Genomic DNA, 20,742 nt, shown 5'->3' with positions numbered 1-20,742 from the left:
GCCCGGCGGGAGCCGGCGGGCCGCGGACCCGGCCTCAGGAGGTCTTCGAGTCGCTGCCGCTCATGTCGCCGTCGACGGTGTCGAAGATGTCCAGCAGCTTCTCGCCGTCGATCGAGTCGAGACTGTCGCCCTGTGTCTTCAGCAGGGTGGTGATGGTCTCGTCCAGGGCGTCGTCGATGTCGTCGAAGAGCGTCTTCTGACCGGTGAGGATCTTGTCCAGCGCGGTCGCCTGCGTCTTGAGCGCCTCCACCAGCGTGGACCCGCCGACCGGGTCCGAGCTGTCGCCGCCGTTCATCAGGCCGATGCGCAGGATCTTGGCGAGGCCCTGGGCGGAGCCGGCGCCGGTCTCGGCGATCAGGTTCTTCAGGGACCGGACGCCCGCGTTGTCCTTGCGGATGTTCACCAGATCGGTGATGAAGTCCGCGACGTCGGTGTTCTTGAAGTTCTTCAGCGCGGTCGAGTCGAGGTGGGTCAGATCTGCCATGGGTGCCTCCGCGGGCGGAACGCGCCGACCCTGGCGTACGGCGCGGCGACGGAACGGGAAGGAGCCTGGACCGCACCGACCGCGAGGGGACCGGTCGGTGCGGTGGGGGCCGGCCGGCTCAGCGGCCGATGGTGACCTCGGACCACATCTGGCTGAGCGAGTTCTCGCTGTACTTGTAGCTGCTGGAGATCTCGTTGAGGAGCTGCGAGTGCGAGGTGAGCAGCGTCTCCATGTTCTGCACCGCGCCGTCCCAGGCCGCCTGCTTCTGGCGGTAGGTGTCGGCGTCGTTTCCGTACCAGGTCTTGGACAGCTCGCTGAGCTCCGCCTCGAGGTTGGACAGCGTCTGGGCGATCGCCTTGGTCTGCGCCACCATGTCGTCCGCGGCGTTCGACATGTGGTTGTAGCTGACGTAGATGACACCGTCGGACAGGTTGTCTGCCACAGCTTGCCTCTCTAACGCGATGAGTCTTGCGCGATGGGGGGATCGGACGTGACGCGAGGTCAGCCGGCGAGCTGGTCGAAGGCCGACTGCGCCGCGTTGTACGCCTGGTTGATGGAGTCGTTCGAGGAACCCTGGGTCTTGTTGTGTTCCACGAGGCTCTGGTTCAGCCGGTCGATGACGTCCTCGAGGTTCTTGAGGATGACGTTGCACTGGCCGTCCCACTGCGCGAGGAGCTGGCCGTACTGGCCGCCGTCGCTGCCCTGGTAGCCGCTGCCCAGGGTGGAACGGGTGCTGTCGACGTCCTGACGGATCTTCACGATGCCGCTGAAGGCGCTCTCCAGGGCCTGGATTCCGTTCCGGGTCGAACCTTCGCTTGACTGCTGGCCATCTCCAGCCATCGTCCCACCTTTCGTAAGTCGATCTGATGTACAGGTGCAACTGAGCCTAGATTGGCGGAAGTTGCGCTGACAACGAACTGAGGAAGATCTGAGCTTGCGTACCGCTTCCGTTCAGATGCTTTTACCGGTAAGCAACTTGACCGGAACACGCGGTTCCATGGTCGCCGGTTCTGGAGTGAATCCAGTTTGGCGTGAACACGATCTCCATCGGCGTGAATCCGTCAGTTCCCGGCCCCCGAGGCCGAGTTGAGGGAACCGCCCGCCGGGAGCTGTCCGGGTACCGCGGGAAGTCCGGCCGCGATGCCGGACCGTCCGCCGGCCCCGGCACCGGCCCCCGTGCCGCACTGCGCCGCCGCGCCGCCCGCGCCTCCGCCCACCGAGCCGGAGTCCGACGCCGCCGCCCGGGCGCTGAGTTCGGGCCCGGTCGGCAGCATCGACAGCAGGGTGGACGGCACCTTCACCGGCGTGGCCCCGCCGTAGCCGAGCGCCGCGAGGGCGTTCGCGTCCGGGATGCGGTACTTCACGCCGTCGTCACCGACCAGGAAGGTGGTGTCGCCGACGGTCTCACCGGCCGCGCCCAACGCCCGTACCAGCGCGCCGTGTCCGGGCCGCGCCACCACCCGGTCCACGTTCACGCAGGCCGCGGTCAGCGCCGTCGGGTCCGCCTGGGCCTCGGGGTACAGCGCGGTCTCCGCGACCCGTACCGAGGTCACCCGCACCTGTCCGTCGGCCGGGTCGACCTGGGCGCACACCGACTGCCCCGCCGCCAGCGCCAGCGCGCTCGGCGGGGTGTCCGGCAGCCCGGCGACCGACGGGTCGGTGCCGGCCGAGCCCGGTGCCTGGTGGGCGCGCAGGTCGGACACGTCGATGGTGACGACGTTCGGCGCCCCTCCGTCGTAGGCCTTCTTGCGGGTGTCCGGATCGCCGAGCAGCAGCGCGGACTGGGTGTCCGTGACCGGGTGCAGGCCGTCCTTCTGGAGGAGGTACTCCTGGTTGCCGGAGCCCGCGACCACGCGGAACACCTGGCCGATCCGGGTGGCCCTGCCGCCCAGTTCGGGCCCGGTGGTGCCGCGGCCGTCCACCTTCGGGGTGGCCAGGTCGGGGCCGGTCACCAGGGCGTCCAGGAAGGCCGCCGAGACCGGGCGCGGTGTCACTGGCGCGTAGCCGAGGGACTCCGCGGCGCCCGAGTCCTCGTCCAGCTCCAGGCGGCTGCCCTGCCACACCAAGTAGGTGTGTTTGTCAGGGCCCTTGACCACCAGCGCCGACTTCGCGCCGACCGGGTCCGTCGCCACCGGGGCACCCGGCACGAGGGTCGTCTGGAGGCCGGAGCCGGTCGAGCAGACCTCCCACGGCGAGGACTCCAGGTCGCCGGTGCCCGGTACGGAGTCGGGGGCGCCGGTGATCCCGACCGGCCGGCCGACCGGGGTGCCCGCGAGCGACTTCGAGCCGACCGACGTGGTCTTCAGGTCGGCGCCGCCGATCAGCACGGCCGAGGCGTAGTTGCGCACCGGGCGCAGCCTGCCGTCGGCGTACAGGTAGCGGGCGCCGGTGTCCTTGTTGACGATCAGGGTGTCGCCCGTGCGCCAGGCGTCGTTGCCGCCGGGCCTGAGCAGCCCGAACACCAGCGCCCCGGCGCAGAACAGCACGCCGACGATCAGGCCGACCAGCGCGCCCCGGCTGGTACGGCCCAGCGGGCTCTCCGGTGCGTCCGGGTCGGCCAGCAGCATGCCCGAGGTCAGACGGCCCATCATGAACGTGTGCGCTTGCACCTGGTCGCGCTTCGACCGCACGCTTTCCTCCTGGCTCGGTCGTTCGTGTTCTGGTTCGCTCGGCCCTGGCGGGCGGTCAGCCGAACATGCCGCGGAGGGTGCCGAAGACGCCCAGCAGCCACAGGGTCAGCGGCAGCAGGGCGATCGCCAGCAGGGAGTGCAGGATCTCCGCCGCGCGCCCCCAGTACGGGACCAGGCGCCGTCCCGGTACGGTCCACACCGCGACCGTGAGCGTCCCCGCCACCGCGAGCAGGCCCGCGACCAGCAGCGTCCGCTCGGTGCCGGACAGCCGCAGCCCCCAGCCGAACGCGAGCAGCAGCAGGCCCCAGGCGCCCGGCAGCACCAGCACGAGCCGCTGCGCGGTGTTCACCAGGCCCCGGCCGTGCAGGAGCAGCAGCAGCGACAGGACCAGCGCGACCAGCAGCGCGGGGAGGCTGGGGCGGCGGGCCAGGGCCACCAGGCAGGCCGACGAGAGGACTCCCGTCGCGCCGTAGAGCGCGGTCATCCACTCGCCGGCGAGCTCGGTGCGTACGGCGACGTCGTTGCCCCGGTAGGGCTCGATGCCCTCCTGGAGCTGTTGCGCGTTGGTGGGCAGCGCGGGCATCCGCATCCCGGCGAACTTGAACGACAGCGAGGGCACCAGACCGCCGAGCAGCACGGTGAGCGAGGCGACGACACCGGCCGCGGCCGCCACCCGCACGTCGAACACCGTCATCAGCACACCGCCCACCGCCGTGGCGAGCGCCACCAGCGCCGACGCCAGGAACAGCGGAGTGCGGGCCGCGGAGGCCGCGAGGGCGAGGACCGCGCCGCCCGCCCAGGCCGCCGCCGCCCCCAACAGCCGTGCCCCCAGCACCTGGTGGGCCTGCGGACCGCTCAGCTCACCGCCCGGCACCAGCCAGCCCGCGAGCGCGAGCGCCGGTGACGCGAGCAGGCCCAGGATCACGCCGGTCGCCGGATCGTCCACGGCCCGACTCGCCGACGCGGCCCCGGCCAGCAGCAGCAGACCGGTGCCTACGGCGGTCGCCGCGCGCAGCGACGCCGGGGCGCCCGGCAGCGCCAGCAGGACAAGACCCGCCAGCACCGCCACCGCGAGCAGGCCGCGCAGCAGGCGCCGGGCCGCCTCGGGGCTCCAGCCGTGCAGCCGGTCCCGGGTGACCGCGGCGATGCCGTCGACCAGGTCGTCGAGCCGTACCTCGGGCAACGCCTCGGTGCGCGGCCTCAGATGGAGCGCCTCGCCGTCGGTCAGCCCGAGGGAGGCGAGCGTCGCCTCGTCGTCGAGCGGCCGGCCGCCGAGGCGCTGGAGTACCCAGCCGTCGTGTTCGAGACCGGTCTCCTCGGCCTCCTCCCCCGCGTACCGCAGCACGGTGGGCAGCAGGTCGGCGACCGGCACGTCGGACGGCACGGCGAGGTCGATGGTGCGGGCCGGAGCGCGCACGGTCAGATGGCACAGGCCGGTCACGGAAGTGTCGGTCATTCCGGGGCTCACGTCTCCTGGACATCGAAACGGGGGCACGCGGCGCGGCGTGCGGGGTGGGGGGAACCGAGGGAAACACGGTGCCGGTGAAGCGGGGGGTGACATGGACGTACAGAGTTGACGGGGTGCACACTACTGACACTCCCTACGACGCGTGTCAACGGGAGCCCCCACCAACGGTGTTGACAGCGTCCTCCACCGTGCCAGTGCCGAGGCCCGTTCCGGTGCATGCCCCCACATGCCGCCACGGTGCGTGAAGTCCGTTAGGAGCCCCAAGCGTTGAGCGTGGTCCTGTTCCGTCGTCCTGCCCGCCGTCGCGGACCCGACATGCCCGCAGGCGAGTTGGTCCTCCAGGAACCGCCGACCCTCATGGAGACCGTCCCGGACACGTCCGCGGTGTGGACGTATCTGCCGATGGCCATGATGTCGGTCTCGATGATGATGCTGTTCCTGCGGTCGGGCGGCCAGTCCAGCGGTGTCTTCATGTACATCGCGCTCGGCATGATGGTGATGGCCGCAGGCGCGATGATGATCGGCCAGGTCATGCGCAAGGCCGGCGACCGCAAGCAGCGGCTGCGCGGTGAACGCCGCGACTATCTGCGCTACTTGGCGCAAAGTCGGCGTACGGTGCAACGTGCCGTGGTCGAGCAGCAGCTCGCGCTGGCCTGGCGTCATCCCGAACCCCGGGTGCTGCGCACGATGGTCCGCACGACGCGGCTGTGGGAGCGCCGGGTCAAGGACGAGGACTTCGGCGAGGTGCGGATAGCGGTCGGCGACCAGCAGCTCGCGATGCGGCTGACTCCCGTGTCCAGCAAGCCGGTTGAGGACCTGGAACCGCTGTGCGCGCACGCGCTGCGCCGCTTCATCCGCGCCTACAGCACCGTTCCCGGCCAGCCGATCGCGCTGTATCTGCGGTCCTGGTCACGGGTGTTGGTGCACGGCGACCACGACGCCGCGCGCGGGATGCTGCGCGCCGCGCTGGCCCAACTCGCCCTGTTCCACCCGCCGGAGGAGCTGTGGATCGCGGTCTGCGCCGGTGACGAGGTACGGGCCGAATGGGAGTGGGTGAAGTGGCTGCCCCACAACCAGCACCCCCAGGAGACCGACGGCGCCGGTCCGTTGCGCATGGTGGCCTCCGCCTTCACCGACCTGGAGGACCAGCTCGGCAGCGAGTTCTCCGAACGGCCCGCGTTCGACCCCGACGCCGTGCCCGGCCGTGACGAGCCGCTGGTGGTCGTCATCGTGGACGGCGCGAGCATCCCGGCGGGACACCGCTTCGACGGCCCCGGTTTCCGCAACGCCGTCGTCCTGGACCTCTCCGACAGCCTCACCTGGCGCCCCGGCCGCACCACCCTGCGCCTCGACGTCGCCCCGGACTCGGTCTCCCTGGTCCGCACCGACCGCAGCCGCAAGGAACAGGCCACGGTGCTGGGCCGCCCCGACCGGGTGGGTCCGGTCGCCGCCGAGGCGCTGGCCCGGCTGATCGCGCCGTACCGGATGACTCTCTCCTCCGACGCGGTCGAACCCCTCTCGAACGACACCGAGTTGACGACCCTGCTGGGCATCGCCGACCTGCACCGGCTCGACCCCGACACGATCTGGCGGCGGCACACCGGCTCGGCCCGGCTGCGCGTCCCGGTCGCCGTCGGCGCCGACGGTCGGCCGGTCGAGCTGGACATCAAGGAGTCCGCGCAGGGCGGCATGGGCCCGCACGGCATGCTGATCGGCGCGACCGGTTCCGGCAAGTCCGAGCTACTGCGCACCCTGGTCCTCGGTCTCGCGCTGACGAACTCCTCCGAAACACTCAACTTCGTCCTGGTGGACTTCAAGGGCGGCGCGACCTTCCTCGGCCTGGACGAACTCCCGCACACCTCCGCCGTCATCACCAACCTCGCCGACGAGGCCGCCCTGGTGGAGCGCATGCAGGACGCGCTGCACGGTGAACTCATCCGCCGCCAGGAGCTGTTGAGGTCGGCGGGCAACTACACGTCGGCCCTGGAGTACGAGAAGGCGCGGGCCGGCGGCGCCGATCTCGCCCCGATGCCCAGCCTGTTCGTCGTCGTCGACGAGTTCAGCGAACTCCTCGCCTCGCACCGGGAGTTCATGGAGCTGTTCGTGATGATCGGCCGCCTCGGCCGGTCGCTCGGCGTGCATCTGCTGCTGGCCTCGCAGCGCCTGGACGAGGGCAGGATGCACCAGCTGGAGTCGCACCTCTCCTACCGGATCGGTCTGCGCACCTTCTCCGCGATGGAGTCCCGGGGTGTCCTCGGTGTCCCCGACGCCTACGAACTCCCGTCCCAGCCCGGCAGCGGCTACCTCAAGTCCGGCATCGAGGCGCTCACCCGCTTCCGCGCCGCGTACGTCTCCGGCCCCTACCGCAGGCGCGGCGGCGCGGTCGCGCAGGCCCGGGTGGCCACGCAGGTGGTGCCCTGGTCGACGGGTTACATCGTGCCGCGTGCTCCGGCGCCGGCCGCGATCGCCGCCCCGGAACCCGAGGCGGAGGAGAGCACCGAGAGCCTGCTCGCGGTGGCCCTGGACCGGCTGCGCGACTCCGGGCCGCCCGCACACCGGGTGTGGCTGCCGCCGCTGGACACCGCGTCCCCGCTGGACGTCCTGCTCGGCGGTCTGGCCGAGGACCCGGACCGCGGTCTGAACGCGTCCCGCTGGATCGGCGCCGGAAAGCTCCGGGTCCCGGTCGGCCTGGTCGACAAGCCCTTCGACCAGCGCCGCGACCCGCTCGTGGTGGACCTCGCCGGAGCCGGCGGCCATGTCGCCGTCGCGGGCGGTTCACAGAGCGGCAAGTCAACCGTCCTGCGCAGCCTCATCATGGCGCTCGCGCTCACCCACACCCCGCGCGAAGTCCAGTTCTACTGCCTGGACTTCGGCGGCGGCACGCTCTCCCAGCTCACCGGACTGCCGCACGTCGGCGGGGTCGCGGCCCGCCTCGACACCGAGCGGATCAGCCGTACGGTCGCCGAGGTCACCGCCGTCCTCACCCAGCGCGAGCAGTTCTTCCTGGACAACGGCATCGACTCGATGTCGACGTACCGGCGCCGCCGGGCGGCCGGGGAGTTCCCCGACGAACCGCACGGCGACATCTTCCTGGTGATCGACGGCTGGTCGGCGGTACGGCAGAACTTCGACCAGTTCATCCCCACGTTCAACCAGATCGCCACCAGCGGCCTCAACTACGGCATCCACCTGATCGTCGCGACCGCCCGCTGGCTGGAACTCACCGCCCCCGTCCGCGACCAGTCCGCGACCCGCCTCGAACTCCGGCTCGGCGACACGATGGACTCCGTCGTGGACATCCGCAAGGCAAGCGCGGTACCGCAGATCCCAGGCCGAGGCCTGACGGTGGAGACGAAACTCCACTTCCTCTCGGCGCTACCACGCGGCGACGGCTCAACCGACCCCGAAACCCTCTCCGAGGGCGTAGCGGACCTGGTCGACAGGATCGCCTCGGCCTGGCACGGCCCCCGCGCCCCCCAGGTCCGGATGCTCCCGCACCGACTCCCCGCCGCCGAACTCCCCGAGCCCCAACTCGGCGACGGCGTCAGCCTCAAGATCGCGCTCGGCCAGGACGAGGAGACCCTCGGCACGGTCTGGCACGACTTCTCCCGCACCCCGCACCTGGTGGCCGTAGGCGACACGGAGAGCGGCAAGACCAACCTCCTCCGGCTGGTCGCGGACTCGGTCGTCGCCCGCTACACCCCGGCCGAGGCCCGCATCCTGGTCGTCGACTACCGCCGCGGCCTGGTGGACGCGGTCCCCGAGGAGTACCGCCTGGGCCACGCGGTAGCCCTGGAGGCCCTCAAACAACTGGTGGGCGGCTCGGCAAAGGCGTTGCGCACCCGCGTCCCGGGCCAGGAGATCACCCCGGCCCGGATGCGCCAGGCCGACTGGTGGACGGGCCCGCGCCTGTTCGTCCTGGTCGACGACTACGACATGGTCGGCGGCGGCACGGTCATGGACCACCCCTTCGCCCCGCTCTTCGAACACCTCGCCCTGGGCCACGAGTTGGGCCTGCACGTGGTGGTGGCCCGCTCGGCGACGGGCGCGGGCCGCGGCCTGAACGACCAGCTCCTGCGCCGCATGGACGAGGTCAACACCCCGGGCATCCTGATGTCCTGCTCCCCCTCGGAGGGCTACGTCTTCGGCAACGTAAAGCCCCGCGTCCTCCCCCCGGGCCGAGCCCTCCACATCGTCCGCCGCAAGCCGTCCCTCATCCAGACGGCACTGGCGGCGGGGGCGACGGAGGAGTAGCCAACTGGGCGTTGCGGTACGGCTCCTGGGGCGGGGTGACTCGTCCCGGGGGCCGTAGTGGGTTGGGGCGTAGGGCATGCGCATGCGCGTCGAGCTGGGTGCCAGACCTGGGCCCGTCCAGCGCCGGTGGCTTCTTCAGCGAATCCGCCCTGAGCTACAAAACGACCCTCAGCCCCAACCCCCCAGGGGCGCGGGGAACTGCGCGACCAGCCCCCACCGGCCCGCACCCGACCACCAAAGCCACCCCGAACCTCGAAACCACCTCAAGCCCCACCCCCCAGGGGCGCGGGGAACTGCGCGACCAGCCCCCACCGGCCCGCAGATGCCCACTGACCGGCTCGGCACCGCCAAAGGCCTCAGCCTTCGAGGGACGTGCCCACACCCGCCGAGACCGCCGGTTCCACGGCAACCGTGTCCCCCGCACCCTCCGTCCGGACAGACGGCTTCCACCCCAAGCGCCGCCCCCGAGGCAGGATCAACCCCAGCCACACCACCGCGACGATCACGGCAAGCCCCGCCGACGCGGGCCACAACGCCCGCCGCAACGGCCCGGCCGCCTTGTCGGCAGGCAGGTGGACCGGGGTACCGGCGTCGCCCCGGGACGGCGCGGCCGCGCTGCCGGTCAGGACCGAGGTGACCGCCGCGTACGGGTCGAGGCGGGGCACGTCGGCCGGATAGGCGGAGCTGCGGAGCAGCGTCGCGGTCTGGGCGGCCGTCAGGTCCGGATGGACGGAGCGCACCAGCGCCGCCGCCCCCGCCACGAAACCGGCGGCCAGGGACGCGCCCGAGCCGATGTAGTGGCCGGCCTTCTTCGGGCCGATACCGACAACTCCGTCTCCAGGGGCGGCAATTGCCGCGCTGGACGTCGTGTACGCGCCGGTCGGCCGCTTACCGGAGACGTCGACGTCGAGGACGGAGAGCACACCGTCGTCGGCGGCCGGATAGTAGTCGCGGGCGGGCGGACTCTCCGTCGACGACCCCGCGGTCGACGGCGCGTCCGGCACGGCCGCCGCGACCACCAGCACGTCCTTCTTCGCGGCGAGCGCGACCGCCGACCGCAGCGCGGCGGTGTCACCGGCGAGCGCCGCCGACACGGTCACCACCTTGGCCCCGCCGTCCACGGCGGCCCGGATCCCGTCCGCGACCTGGCCCGCGGTGACCTTCCCCCGCGCGTCACTCCCCCGCACCGCGAGAATCCGCGCCTGCTGCGCCACCCCCGCGAACCGCACCCCGTCCGCTACGGCCGCGCCGACCAGCCCGGCCACAAAGGTGCCGTGTCCCACACAGTCGGTCCCGGCGTCGCCGACCGCGGTGACCCGCCCCTTCAGCGCGGGCGCGGAGGACGAGACCCCGGTGTCGACCACGCCGACCGTCACCCCGGTGCCCGACGCGAACGGCCAGGTGCGGCTGAGCTGGAGCGAGACCTGCTCCCAGGGCACGTCGGTGGCGCGCCGGTCCGAGCCCGTCGCACAGTCCGCGTCGGCGTCCAACTGCGAGGCCAGCACGGGCAGTTGGACCGTACTTCCCGCAGCCGACGCGGACCCGGCGCCGCTCGCGCTCGCGGCGCCCGTCAGCAGCAGTGCCAGACCGGCGGCGACGGCCTTGCCGTGTGTCGTCGTCATGCCCGGGCCGCCCCACTGGAGGTGGGAGACGCGGCCGTCGGGTCGGCGAGGTCCTCCGGGAGGAGCAGCCGCAGGTCGTCGAGGCTGGGGACGGCCAGTCTGCTGAGCCGGCCCGCCTGTCGGGTCATCATCCGCTCCAGGATCTGCCGGGCGGTGCGCGCGTTGCCGAACGACCGGTCGCGGGGCAGCGAGTCGAAGTACTGCCGCAGAACCGGTCCCAGCCCGGCCGCGCACTCGTACCCGAGCTGTACGGCGTGCTCGCGCACGATGGTGACCAGCTCGTCCGAGGAGTAGTCGGCGAACTCGACCCGGCGCGAGAAGCGGGAGGACAGACCCGGGTTGGAGGCGAGGAACGTCTCCATCTCCTGGGTGTAGCCGGCGACGATGACGACCACCTTGTCGCGGTGGTCCTCCATCAGCTTCAGCAGGGTGTCCACGGCCTCCCGGCCGAAGTCGGAGCCGGACGCCTCACGCGGGGTGAGGGTGTACGCCTCGTCGACGAACAGCACACCGCCCAGGGCCCGTTCGAAGACCTCGCGGGTCAACTGCGCGGTGTGGCCCACGTATCGGCCGACAAGGTCGGCGCGGGACACCTCGACGAGCTGGCCGCGTGGCAACACGCCCAGGGAGGCGAGGAGTTCGCCGTAGAGGCGGGCCACGGTGGTCTTGCCGGTGCCGGGCGGGCCGGTGAAGACGAGGTGGTGGCTGAGGCGCGGCACGGGGAGTCCGGCGGCCTCGCGCTGCTTGGCCGTGGACACCAGGTTGACGAGGTCGGTGACGTCCCGCTTGACCGCGTGCAGTCCGACCAGCGCGTCCAGCCTGCTGAGCGCGTCGTCGCCGGGGTCGACCGCGTTCGGTCCGTCGGCGGCGGTGCGGGCCGCCTCCTCGCTGATGTCCTGCGGCAGCAGCAGCGAGAGGTCCTGCTCGGTGACGTCGGTGAGTGCCGAGAGCCGTACGGCCTGGCGGTCCACCATCTCCTCGAACACCTGCCGTGCGGCACGGCCGTTGCCGAAACCGGCGTCCTTGGGTATGCGTTCGAAGTGCACGGCGAGGGCGTGCCGGGTCTCGTCGGCGAGTGCGTACTGGTGGCGTACGCACATGCTCTCCATGATCTCGACCAGCTCCGGCACCGAGTAGTTCTCGAACTCGACGGTGCGTGAGAAGCGGGACGCCAGACCGGGGTTGGAGCCGAGGAAGCTGCGCATCTCGTCGGAGTAGCCCGCCGCGACGACGACCACGTCCTCGCGGTGGTCCTCCATCAGCTTCAGCAGGGTGTCGACGGCCTCGCGCCCGAAGTCGGCCCCGGAACCACGGGAGTCGGAGGTGAGGGTGTACGCCTCGTCGACGAACAGGACGCCGCCCAGGGCCCGTTCGAAGGCCTCGGTGGTCTTGATGGCCGTACCGCCGATGACCTGGGCCACGAGGTCGGCGCGGGAGACCTCGACGAGGTGGCCGGAGCGCAGGGCGCCCAGCTCGGCGAGGATCGTGCCGTAGAGCCGGGCGACGGTCGTCTTACCGGTACCGGGCGGGCCCGCGAAGACCAGGTGACGGCTCATCGGCGGTGCGGACATGCCGAGTTGGGCGCGGCGGGCGGCGAGCTGGGTGAGGTTGACGAGGGTGCGGACCTGTTCCTTGACGTTGTCGAGGCCGATGAGGCCCTCCAGCGCGGCCATCGGTCCGTCGGGGCGGCCGGGGCCGTCCGAGGCGGAGACGGTGCCCGCCGGGTCGGTGCCCTCGGCCTCGCCGAAACCCCAGGCGTCGCGGGACTCGTTGCCCGTGCTGGTGAGGTTCTCCACCGCGAGCCGGCCGCCCGCCTTGGCCTGGACGAGGCCGCCGCCCTTGTTGTCGCGGACGGTGCAGCCCACCACCGACACCGGCGCCTCGGACTCGACGCGGATGCCGTCGCGGTCGTTGCCCGCGGCCTCGCAGCCGTTCAGGGAGGCCCGGCCGCCGTCGCGGACCAGGAAGCCGTGCTCGGCGGACGCGGCGGTCCGCACCCGGTTGGCCGTCAACTCGCCGCCGGTGTCCACGAGTACACCGCAGCCGCCGGCCGAGACCAGCTCGCCGTCCCGGAGCGCGGCCGTACCTTCGCCGCCGATCTCCAGACCGGCGCCGCCGGGGTTGTTCACCTTGAGTCCGGCGAGATAGACGTTGCCGCCCGCCGCGACCTCCGCGCCCGCGCCGCCCGGTGCCTCCACCGTGCAGTCCTCGACCCGGCCGCGCCCGCCGTCGCGCACGGAGACCCCGGAGCCGCCCGCGCCGGTGATCCGGGCGCGCCGCACCAGCGGGTTGGCGTTGCCGCGGATCACCACACCGGTGCCCTTGACGTCGATGATCTCCACGCGCTCCAGCTCGGCCGCCGCGTCCTCTTCGAGCAGGACGCCGTCGCTCTCGCCGTCGCGGACGGTCAGGGAGGTGAGCGTGGGCGAGGAGGCACCGGCCACCCGCAGCGCCGCCATCTGGGCGCCGGTCAGCCAGCAGTCCTCGTACGTGCCGCGCGAACGGTCCGTCACCAGCAGGCCGTTGCCCGTGGTGCGGGCGGTGCGGCAGCGGCGCAGCACCGGGTCGGAGCCGTGCGAGACGATGATGCCGGGCCCGCTGCTGCCGGTGACCCGCACCTCCTCCAGCTCGCAGCGGGCGGTGCTGGTGATGTGCACACCGATCGAGGTGTCGCGAACCACGGTCCGCAGCACCCGTATCGCGCTGCGCTCCTCAAGTGCCAGCGAGGGCTTGTCCGTTGAGGCGAGGTCGCAGTCCTCCACGGAGCCCTGCGCGTCGCCGTTGGCGAGCACGCCGTTGCCGCGCGCGTCGCGTACGGTGCAGCCGCGCAGGGTGGCCCGGCCGCGCTCGCCGATCACCACCCCGCTGGTGCCGAAGTGTTCGAGGGTGCAGGACTCCAGCGAACTCTCCGTGGACGAGGTGACGACGACACCGGCGCCGGTGCGGTTCGACACCCGGCACTCGCGCATCGCCAACGAGCCGGAGTTGCGCGCCAGTACGGTCGTCCACGAGGCGCCGGACAGATCACAGCCCTGCATCGCGACCTGCCCGTGCGAGGCGTCCACGGCCGGGTGTTCCTCGTCGTGGCCCTGGACCACGAGGTCGGTCAGCATCACCGCGTCGACGCGCAGCGAGATCACGGTGCCCTTGCGCGGGGCCAACCGGACGGTGCCGCGCGCCTGTTCGGCGACGATGGTGACCCGGGTGGTGACGACGAGGTTCTCCTCGTACGTCCCCGGGCGCACACTCAGCACCGCGCCTCCGCGCGCCCTCGCCAGGGCCTCTCCGATCGTCCGGGCGTCCCCGGTGCCCTCCGGACAGACCGTCAGTACCTGGCGCACTCAGCTGACCTCCTCGTGTCGGCACCTGTCGGTTGCGGCAACCCCATCATGCCGTCCCCGCACGCGCGTTCCCACTCCGGTCCGGAAAGCGGAACGTTCGCGGCGGGTGCGCGCGGTGCGGCACAACAGTGCCGTACGGCGAATTATGGGCTGTTGCGCAACAGCCGTACCAGCACCGGGGCTTGTGCGTGACGATTGTTAACTCCGGTGAAAGGAACCGCTGTTGGCGCATGCGCGTGAAAGGACGTGAATAGGATTGCGCACACAGGCGTACGACGAACTGCTGGGCGAATGAGAGCGGACAGGGCGGATGACAGACCGAACCGGACCGGCCGCACGGAAAACGGCGGCAGAGAACTCTGTGACGGGCGCCACGGCCGAGGAAGCGACGGCGGCGACCTCGGCGGTCAGTGAATCAGCGGCGGCGAGCACGGCGGGCGAGGCGCCCAAGTCCCGTTCAGGGGAAGCCGGTTCGCCCGGGTCCCTCTCCGCTGAGGCCGTCGCGGCGGCACTCTCGGCGGAGCCGGTGGCGGCGGAGCCGAGCCGTCCCGCGACCCCGTCGGCGGAGGCCGAGGCGCTCGCCAGCAGCCGTACAGCAGAAGAACTTTCGGGGTCGGCCGGCCCGGCATCCGCTGCCGCCGCCCGGTCGGCGCGTCAGGAGGCGGAGGCCGAGGCGCCCGCCGGGGCGCTGGCCGTGAGCGTGCCCGAGGGCGACGGACCGACCCCCGGTGACACGGCTGCCGCGTCCGTCGGCCGCCCGGGCCGCCCGCTGCTGGCCGGCGCGGCCGTGCTCGGCGCGCTGCTGATCGCCGTACCGGGGCTGCTGATGAACCGGGACCGGACGCCGGAGAACCACGACCGGGTGGTGGCCGACCAGGCGGGCACGATCCTCGGCGACGGCGCGGCGACGCAGGGCGCCGGGGCGTACGCCTCGGGCACCCCGACCGCTCCCACCGGACACGCCACGCCGAAGACCGCCGCACCGCACAAGACCTCGTCGCACAAGCCGACCGTCGCGCAGCCGGTGAGCGAGCCGACGGCGGTCAAGAAGACCAAGAAGCCGGCGGCGAAGGCGACGAAGAAGTCCACGACGAGCAAGTCCGGGACGAAGTCGAGTTCCACCACCACGTCCACCAGCAAGTCCAGCTATCCGTCGGACGTCCTCATCACGGCCACCCGGGTGCTGAAGGCGGGCCAGTCCATCAACGCGAACAAGGCCCGGCTGCGCATGCAGACCGACGGCAACTTCGTGCTCTACGACGAGAACAACAAGGCCCGTTGGGCCACCATGACCTTCGGCTCGAACTTCCACGCGGTGTTCCAGGCGGACGGCAACCTCGTCGTCTACACCTCCGACAACCGCGCCGTCTGGGCCAGCCAGACCCAGGGCCACAACGGCTCGATCCTCCGCCTCCAGGGCGACGGCAACATGGTCATCTACTCGGGCGGCTCGACCGCGATCTGGGCCAGCAACACCCAGCACTGAACGAGCTGAACTCCCTCCGGCCCGGCCCCACTTGAGGGCCGGGCCGGAGCCATGGAGGTCAGCTCTCGGTGAGGGTGATGTCCTGCTGCCGCACCGCGTGGAAGCGGGGCAGCGGGAGGCCGGAACCGGCGGAGAGTTCCATCACGGTGGCCTCGACCCGGGCCGCGCCGGGAGCGACCGGGTGGGACGGCTTGCCGGAGTTCACCCAGCTGTGCTCCATGCCGTCGCAGACCGCGCGGGTGCCGCCGATGCCGTGCCGGACCGAGGGGTCGCCCTGGGAGACGGAGGAACTGACGTACGCCGGGCCCGAGTTGCCGAGACAGCGGTAGGTGCCGGAGAGGGTGACGGTGCCGTCCGGGGCGATGCTGCCCGTGGGGTCGACCGTCACCGTCTCGTAGGAGTCGGCGGTCGCGGCGGGGGCGGCGGCCAGCAGGAGCAGCGCGGCACCGGCCGCCGTACCGAGGACGGAACGCAGGGACATGGGAGTACCTCCTGGAGTTGGGGCCTCCACTGGTACCGGGCGACGGCCCCGACTCCCGTGACCCTCACTCCTTCGGTGGCGAGTCCGCACCGTGCGTCACGATCGTCACTCCTTAGATGCCGGCTCCGCACCGGGCGTCGTGGAACCGTCCGAGTGTTGTCCGCGTGTTGTCACGCTTCACAGCGGGCTGTTCCGATGAGTTCGCGCCGGGAGGATGGTCTGTATATGCGATGCGGGCGGTGACGGAGCCGCCGGAACGGATCGCATCCGACGTGGAGGTACGCCATGTGTTCCCACCAGCCCTCGTGCCCCGTGACCGACACCGTCGCCGAGGCCCCGCACATCGTCTCCGCCCACCCCGAGCAGGGCTGGACGCTGCTGTGCGACGGCGCGATCGTCTTCGACGACACGGGCGCCGTTCTCCCCGACGGCCGGATCGTCGCCCCGCACCGGGTACCGGCGGACCAACTCGCCGTCGCCGCCTGACCGTTCCGGTCTCCCGCACCACAGCGCCACCTCCCTCGCGGTGACCCTCGCACCGCGGAGGCTCAGCTTGCGCACCCGAGGTGACCAGCAGCGATGCCGTCGGCCTAAGATGATCAACGTGTCCGACCAGCATGCTCCACGGTCTCTCATCGTCACGCTCTACGGCGCGTACGGCCGCTTCGTGCCCGGCCCGGTTCCCGTCGCGGAACTGATCCGGCTCCTGGCCGCGGCCGGCGTCGACGCGCCCTCCGTGCGCTCGTCGGTGTCCCGCCTGAAACGGCGCGGGCTGCTCCTGCCCGCCCGTACGGCAGAAGGCGCCGCCGGGTACCAACTCTCGCCCGAGGCACGGCAGTTGCTCGACGACGGCGACCGACGCGTCTACGCGAGCACACCCCCGGAGGACGAGGGCTGGGTGCTCGCGGTGTTCTCCGTACCCGAGTCGGAGCGCCAGAAGCGGCACGTCCTGCGCTCCCGCCTGTCCGCCCTCGGCTTCGGCACCGCCGCCCCCGGTGTGTGGATCGCCCCCGCCCGCCTCTACGAGGAAACCCGGCACATCCTCCAGCGACTGAACCTCGACCCCTACGTCGACTTCTTCCGCGGTGAACATCTCGGCTTCGCCGCGACCGCCGAGGCCGTGGCCCGCTGGTGGGACCTGCCCGCGATCGCCGCCCAGCACCAGGCGTTCCTCGACCGCCACGCGCCGGTGCTGCACGCCTGGGAGCAGCGCGCGGACACCCCGCCCGAGGACGCCTACCGCGACTACCTCCTCGCCCTGGACTCCTGGCGCCACCTCCCCTACGCCGACCCCGGACTGCCCGCGAGCCTGCTCCCCCGGGGCTGGCCGGGCGTCCGCTCGGCGGAGGTGTTCCGGGCGCTGCACGAGCGGCTGCGGGACGCGGGGGCGGTGTTCGCGGGCGTGTGACGGCGGGACACAGGTCGCCGGGTCGCCGTGGAGACCGATTGTGAACAGTTCATGGCAAGGGCCCGTGACCTCTTGCGCACCACGAGTCACTCAGCTAAACCTCAGCTTCCTTAGCAGGTCCTCTCAGAGTTCTTACCTAGCCTTCGACGACGTCGCTCGTCGGGTAAGAAAGAGGACTGTTGCGCATGACCACCACGGCAAGGGCTCAGGGAGCCACCGTCTGGCTCACCGGACTGCCGAGCGCGGGTAAGACGACGATCGCCCAGCATCTCGGGGAGCGGCTGAGAGCCGAGGGACATCGCGTGGAGGTCCTCGACGGCGACGAGGTGCGCCGCTTCCTCTCGGCCGGCCTCGGCTTCTCCCGCGAGGACCGCAACACCAACGTCCAGCGCATCGGCCTCGTCTCCGAGGTCCTCGCGCGCAACGGCGTGCTCTCCGTCGTCCCGGTCATCGCCCCGTACGCCGACAGCCGCGAGGCCGTCCGCAAGCGCCACGAGGCGAGCGGGACACCGTACATCGAGGTGCATGTCGCGACCCCCGTCGAAGTGTGCAGCGAGCGCGACGTGAAGGGCCTCTACGCCCGCCAGGCCGCCGGTCACCTCACCGGTCTGACCGGCGTCGACGACCCGTACGAGCCGCCCACGGACCCGGCGCTCACCCTGCCGACGCAGACGCAGAGCCCGCAGGAGTCGGCGGACGCGGTGTACGCGGTGCTGTCCGAGCGGGGGTTGGTGTGAGCGCGGTGACGACCACAGAAACCTTCACCCTCTCGCACCTGGACGCCCTGGAGTCCGAGGCGGTGCACATCTTCCGTGAGGTGGCGGGTGAGTTCGAGCGACCGGTGATCCTGTTCTCCGGCGGCAAGGACTCCATCGTGATGCTGCACCTCGCGTTGAAGGCGTTCGCGCCCGCGCCGGTGCCGTTCTCGCTGCTGCATGTGGACACCGGACACAACTTCCCCGAGGTCCTTGAGTACCGCGACCGTGTGGTCGCCGCACATGGACTCCGCCTCCATGTCGCCTCCGTACAGGACTACATCGACCGCGGTGCGCTGCGCGAACGCCCCGACGGGACGCGGAATCCCCTCCAGACCGTGCCGTTGACCGAGCGGATACAGAGCGAGCGCTTCGACGCGGTCTTCGGTGGCGGTCGTCGGGACGAGGAGAAGGCCCGGGCCAAGGAGCGGGTGTTCAGCCTTCGGGACGAGTTCTCGCAGTGGGACCCGCGACGCCAGCGCCCCGAACTGTGGAACCTCTACAACGGCCGGCACGCACCCGGCGAACATGTCCGCGTCTTCCCTCTCTCCAACTGGACCGAGCTGGACGTCTGGCAGTACATCGCCCGCGAAGGCATCGACCTCCCCCAGATCTACTTCGCCCACTACCGCGAGGTCTTCGACCGCAACGGCATGTGGCTCACCGCCGGTGAGTGGGGCGGCCCGAAGGCGGACGAGACCGTCGAGAAGCGCCAGGTGCGGTACCGGACCGTCGGTGACATGTCGTGCACCGGCGCCGTCGACTCCGACGCGGCGACCCTGGAGCAGGTCATCACCGAGATCGCCGCCTCCCGGGTCACCGAGCGCGGCGCCACCCGTGCCGACGACAAGCTCTCCGAGGCCGCGATGGAAGACCGTAAGCGCGAGGGGTACTTCTAGACATGACCAGCACCACCATCGACACGCTGCGGTTCGCGACGGCCGGTTCGGTCGACGACGGCAAGTCCACGCTCGTGGGGCGGCTGTTGCACGACTCCAAGTCGGTCCTCACCGACCAACTGGAGGCTGTGGAGCGGGTGTCGGCCGATCGCGGGCAGGACGCGCCCGACCTCGCCCTCCTCACGGACGGGCTGCGCGCCGAGCGCGAGCAGGGCATCACCATCGACGTGGCGTACCGCTACTTCGCCACCCCGCGACGGCGGTTCATCCTCGCCGACACCCCGGGCCATGTGCAGTACACCCGCAACATGGTCACCGGCGCCTCCACCGCCGAGCTGGCGATCATCCTCATCGACGCGCGCAACGGTGTCGTCGAACAGACCTTGCGGCATGCGGCAGTTGCCGCGCTGCTGCGGGTGCCCAACGTCGTCCTGGCCGTCAACAAGATGGACCTCGTCGGGTACGAGCAAGGGGTGTTCGAGCGGATCGTCGAGGAATTCGCGGGCCACGCGGCCGAGTTGGGGCTGCCCGGTTTCACGCCGATCCCGGTGTCGGCGCTGGTCGGCGACAACGTGGTGGACCGTTCGGCGCACATGGACTGGTACGAGGGCCCGGCGCTGCTGGAGTTCCTGGAGGACGTGCCGGTCGGCGCGGACCCGGCCGACGCGCCCGCCCGTTTCCCCGTGCAGTACGTCATCCGGGACGGTGAAGTCCGTTGGTACGCGGGCCAGTTGGTGTCCGGGTCGCTGCGGGTCGGTGACCGGGTGACGGTGCATCCCTCCGGGGAGGGTTCCGAGATCACCGGGATCTCCGTGCTCGGCACCGAGGCCGACGTGGCGTACGCGCCCCAGTCGGTCAGCCTGCGCCTCGCCGACCAACGGGACGTGTCGCGCGGCGACATGATCACCGCCGGGGCCGACGCGCCCGCGCTCACGCAGGACGTGCGGGCAGCCGTATGCCATCTGGCCGACCGGCCGCTGCGGGTCGGTGACCGGGTGCTGCTGCGGCACACGACCCGCACGGTCAAGGCGATCGTCAAGGACCTCAGCGGCGCGGCCGAACTGACCGCGAACGACCTGGGCCGGATCACCCTGCGCACCGCCGAGCCGCTCGCGCTGGACGACTACGCGGTCTCCCGCCGCACGGGCGCGTTCCTGGTGATCGACCCGGCGGACGGCGCGACGCTGACGGCGGGGATGGCCGACCTGACCTGATTCCCCCTCGCTCAGAACGCCCTCGGGCCCCGTTTTCGGACGGGGCCCGAGGGCGTTCTTGTCACGAGACGTCAATAGCGCGGTAACAAGGGGAGCTGTCGTGCGGGAGTGGCCGTTGAACGGGGTATGCCGCTCGGTACCGGGGCCGAAGGTCCCGTCCGGTGCCCGCCGAGAGACTCTGACAAAGGGCGCCGTACCATACATATAGTTGAAAGCAGGACAGCCTGCTCCATGAACGGACCCGCCTTGCAAGAACGCCCTTCCGCCTCCGCCTCCTGGCGCATCGCACTGCCGCACACCGCAGCGGCCGTGCCGGTGGCCCGCGCACTGGTCCGTACGGCTCTGTCCGAGGTGAAGCACACGGCCGACAGCGACACCGCGGAGCTGCTGACGGCGGAGCTGGTCGCGAACGCGGTGGAGCACACCGCCGGTGACGCCCCCATAGAGCTCGTGGTGGAGCTGCTGCCCACCGGCTGCCAGGTCGAGGTGCACGACCCCGACCCGGAGCCGCCCGGAAGTCTCACGAAACCCGTCGCCGAGGAGCCCGACCCCTGGCAGGAGCACGGTCGCGGCCTGTTGCTGATCCGCGCCCTCAGCTCGTCCTGCGGCCACCGCCCGACCGAGTCCGGCAAGGCGGTGTGGTTCAGGCTGCCCGTCGTTCCGCCGCAGTGGCACCCGGCGGGATAGCCGCCGTAGCACC

The 20,742-nt window shown here is 71.5% G+C and carries 16 protein-coding genes; 8 read left to right on the top strand and 8 right to left on the bottom strand.

Going from position 1 to position 20,742, the window contains the following annotated elements:
• Positions 1 to 34: 34 nt before the first annotated feature.
• The 5 genes from R2B38_RS32195 to eccD all read right to left on the bottom strand — a co-directional run bounded on the left by R2B38_RS32195 (position 35) and on the right by eccD (position 4,570).
• Positions 35 to 484, bottom strand: coding sequence for a type VII secretion system-associated protein (locus R2B38_RS32195; RefSeq protein ID WP_033285064.1), 450 nt, complete (start codon positions 482 to 484; stop codon positions 35 to 37).
• A gap of 118 nt (positions 485 to 602) precedes the next feature.
• Complete coding sequence (locus tag R2B38_RS32190) at positions 603 to 926, bottom strand: WXG100 family type VII secretion target (RefSeq protein ID WP_033285065.1); 324 nt, start codon at positions 924 to 926, stop codon at positions 603 to 605.
• Between the two features lie 59 nt (positions 927 to 985).
• Entirely contained in the window at positions 986 to 1,324 is a 339-nt protein-coding gene (locus R2B38_RS32185; RefSeq protein WP_033285066.1) for a hypothetical protein, read from the bottom strand.
• A gap of 221 nt (positions 1,325 to 1,545) precedes the next feature.
• On the bottom strand, positions 1,546 to 3,114 hold the full coding sequence (eccB, locus tag R2B38_RS32180) for a type VII secretion protein EccB (protein ID WP_318019338.1): 1,569 nt from the start codon (positions 3,112 to 3,114) through the stop codon (positions 1,546 to 1,548).
• A gap of 55 nt (positions 3,115 to 3,169) precedes the next feature.
• Entirely contained in the window at positions 3,170 to 4,570 is a 1,401-nt protein-coding gene (eccD, locus tag R2B38_RS32175; protein ID WP_318019337.1) for a type VII secretion integral membrane protein EccD, read from the bottom strand.
• A 327-nt stretch (positions 4,571 to 4,897) separates the two neighbouring features.
• On the opposite strand from eccD, the gene eccCa reads away from it, so the two are divergent.
• Positions 4,898 to 8,836, top strand: a complete 3,939-nt coding sequence (eccCa, locus tag R2B38_RS32170; protein ID WP_318019336.1) for a type VII secretion protein EccCa — start codon at positions 4,898 to 4,900, stop codon at positions 8,834 to 8,836.
• A gap of 356 nt (positions 8,837 to 9,192) precedes the next feature.
• Here eccCa and R2B38_RS32165 read toward each other — a convergent pair whose 3' ends face one another.
• The gene (locus R2B38_RS32165) at positions 9,193 to 10,458 is read right to left on the bottom strand and encodes a S8 family serine peptidase (RefSeq protein ID WP_318019335.1); all 1,266 of its coding nucleotides are present in this window, start codon (positions 10,456 to 10,458) and stop codon (positions 9,193 to 9,195) included.
• Positions 10,455 to 13,799: a right-handed parallel beta-helix repeat-containing protein gene (locus R2B38_RS32160; RefSeq protein WP_318019334.1), complete on the bottom strand. Its 3,345-nt coding sequence runs from the start codon at positions 13,797 to 13,799 to the stop codon at positions 10,455 to 10,457. Before R2B38_RS32160 ends, R2B38_RS32165 begins: the two co-directional genes overlap by 4 nt.
• Positions 13,800 to 14,160: 361 nt before the next feature.
• Here R2B38_RS32160 and R2B38_RS32155 point away from each other — a divergent pair, with 361 nt between their 5' ends.
• Positions 14,161 to 15,285, top strand: coding sequence for a hypothetical protein (locus R2B38_RS32155; RefSeq protein WP_318019333.1), 1,125 nt, complete (start codon positions 14,161 to 14,163; stop codon positions 15,283 to 15,285).
• Between the two features lie 58 nt (positions 15,286 to 15,343).
• On the opposite strand, the gene R2B38_RS32150 is transcribed toward R2B38_RS32155, so the two are convergent.
• Positions 15,344 to 15,766: a DUF6299 family protein gene (locus R2B38_RS32150; RefSeq protein WP_318019332.1), complete on the bottom strand. Its 423-nt coding sequence runs from the start codon at positions 15,764 to 15,766 to the stop codon at positions 15,344 to 15,346.
• Positions 15,767 to 16,051: 285 nt separating this feature from the next.
• Between R2B38_RS32150 and R2B38_RS32145 the strand changes: the two genes are divergently transcribed.
• The 6 genes from R2B38_RS32145 (at position 16,052) to R2B38_RS32120 (ending at position 20,729) form a co-directional block, all read left to right on the top strand.
• Positions 16,052 to 16,252: a DUF5999 family protein gene (locus R2B38_RS32145; protein ID WP_033285074.1), complete on the top strand. Its 201-nt coding sequence runs from the start codon at positions 16,052 to 16,054 to the stop codon at positions 16,250 to 16,252.
• A gap of 109 nt (positions 16,253 to 16,361) precedes the next feature.
• Positions 16,362 to 17,174, top strand: a complete 813-nt coding sequence (locus tag R2B38_RS32140; protein WP_318019331.1) for a PaaX family transcriptional regulator C-terminal domain-containing protein — start codon at positions 16,362 to 16,364, stop codon at positions 17,172 to 17,174.
• A 185-nt stretch (positions 17,175 to 17,359) separates the two neighbouring features.
• Positions 17,360 to 17,911 carry an adenylyl-sulfate kinase gene (cysC, locus tag R2B38_RS32135; protein ID WP_318019330.1) on the top strand — a complete coding sequence of 184 codons (552 nt, stop codon included), beginning with the start codon at positions 17,360 to 17,362 and terminating at the stop codon, positions 17,909 to 17,911.
• A complete protein-coding gene (gene cysD, locus R2B38_RS32130) occupies positions 17,908 to 18,828 on the top strand; it encodes a sulfate adenylyltransferase subunit CysD (protein WP_411978513.1) in 921 nt (306 codons plus the stop codon). The genes cysC and cysD overlap by 4 nt, the downstream gene beginning before the upstream one ends.
• A 2-nt stretch (positions 18,829 to 18,830) precedes the next feature.
• Positions 18,831 to 20,042, top strand: coding sequence for a sulfate adenylyltransferase subunit 1 (locus R2B38_RS32125; RefSeq protein WP_318019328.1), 1,212 nt, complete (start codon positions 18,831 to 18,833; stop codon positions 20,040 to 20,042).
• A gap of 231 nt (positions 20,043 to 20,273) precedes the next feature.
• Complete coding sequence (locus tag R2B38_RS32120; protein WP_033285079.1) at positions 20,274 to 20,729, top strand: ATP-binding protein; 456 nt, start codon at positions 20,274 to 20,276, stop codon at positions 20,727 to 20,729.
• Positions 20,730 to 20,742 lie beyond the last annotated feature (13 nt).

Source organism: Streptomyces sp. N50 (assembly GCF_033335955.1).
Lineage (GTDB): Bacteria > Actinomycetota > Actinomycetes > Streptomycetales > Streptomycetaceae > Streptomyces.
The sequence above is the reverse complement of the archived record's forward strand: the minus strand, read 5'-3'. Positions and strand labels throughout refer to the sequence as shown.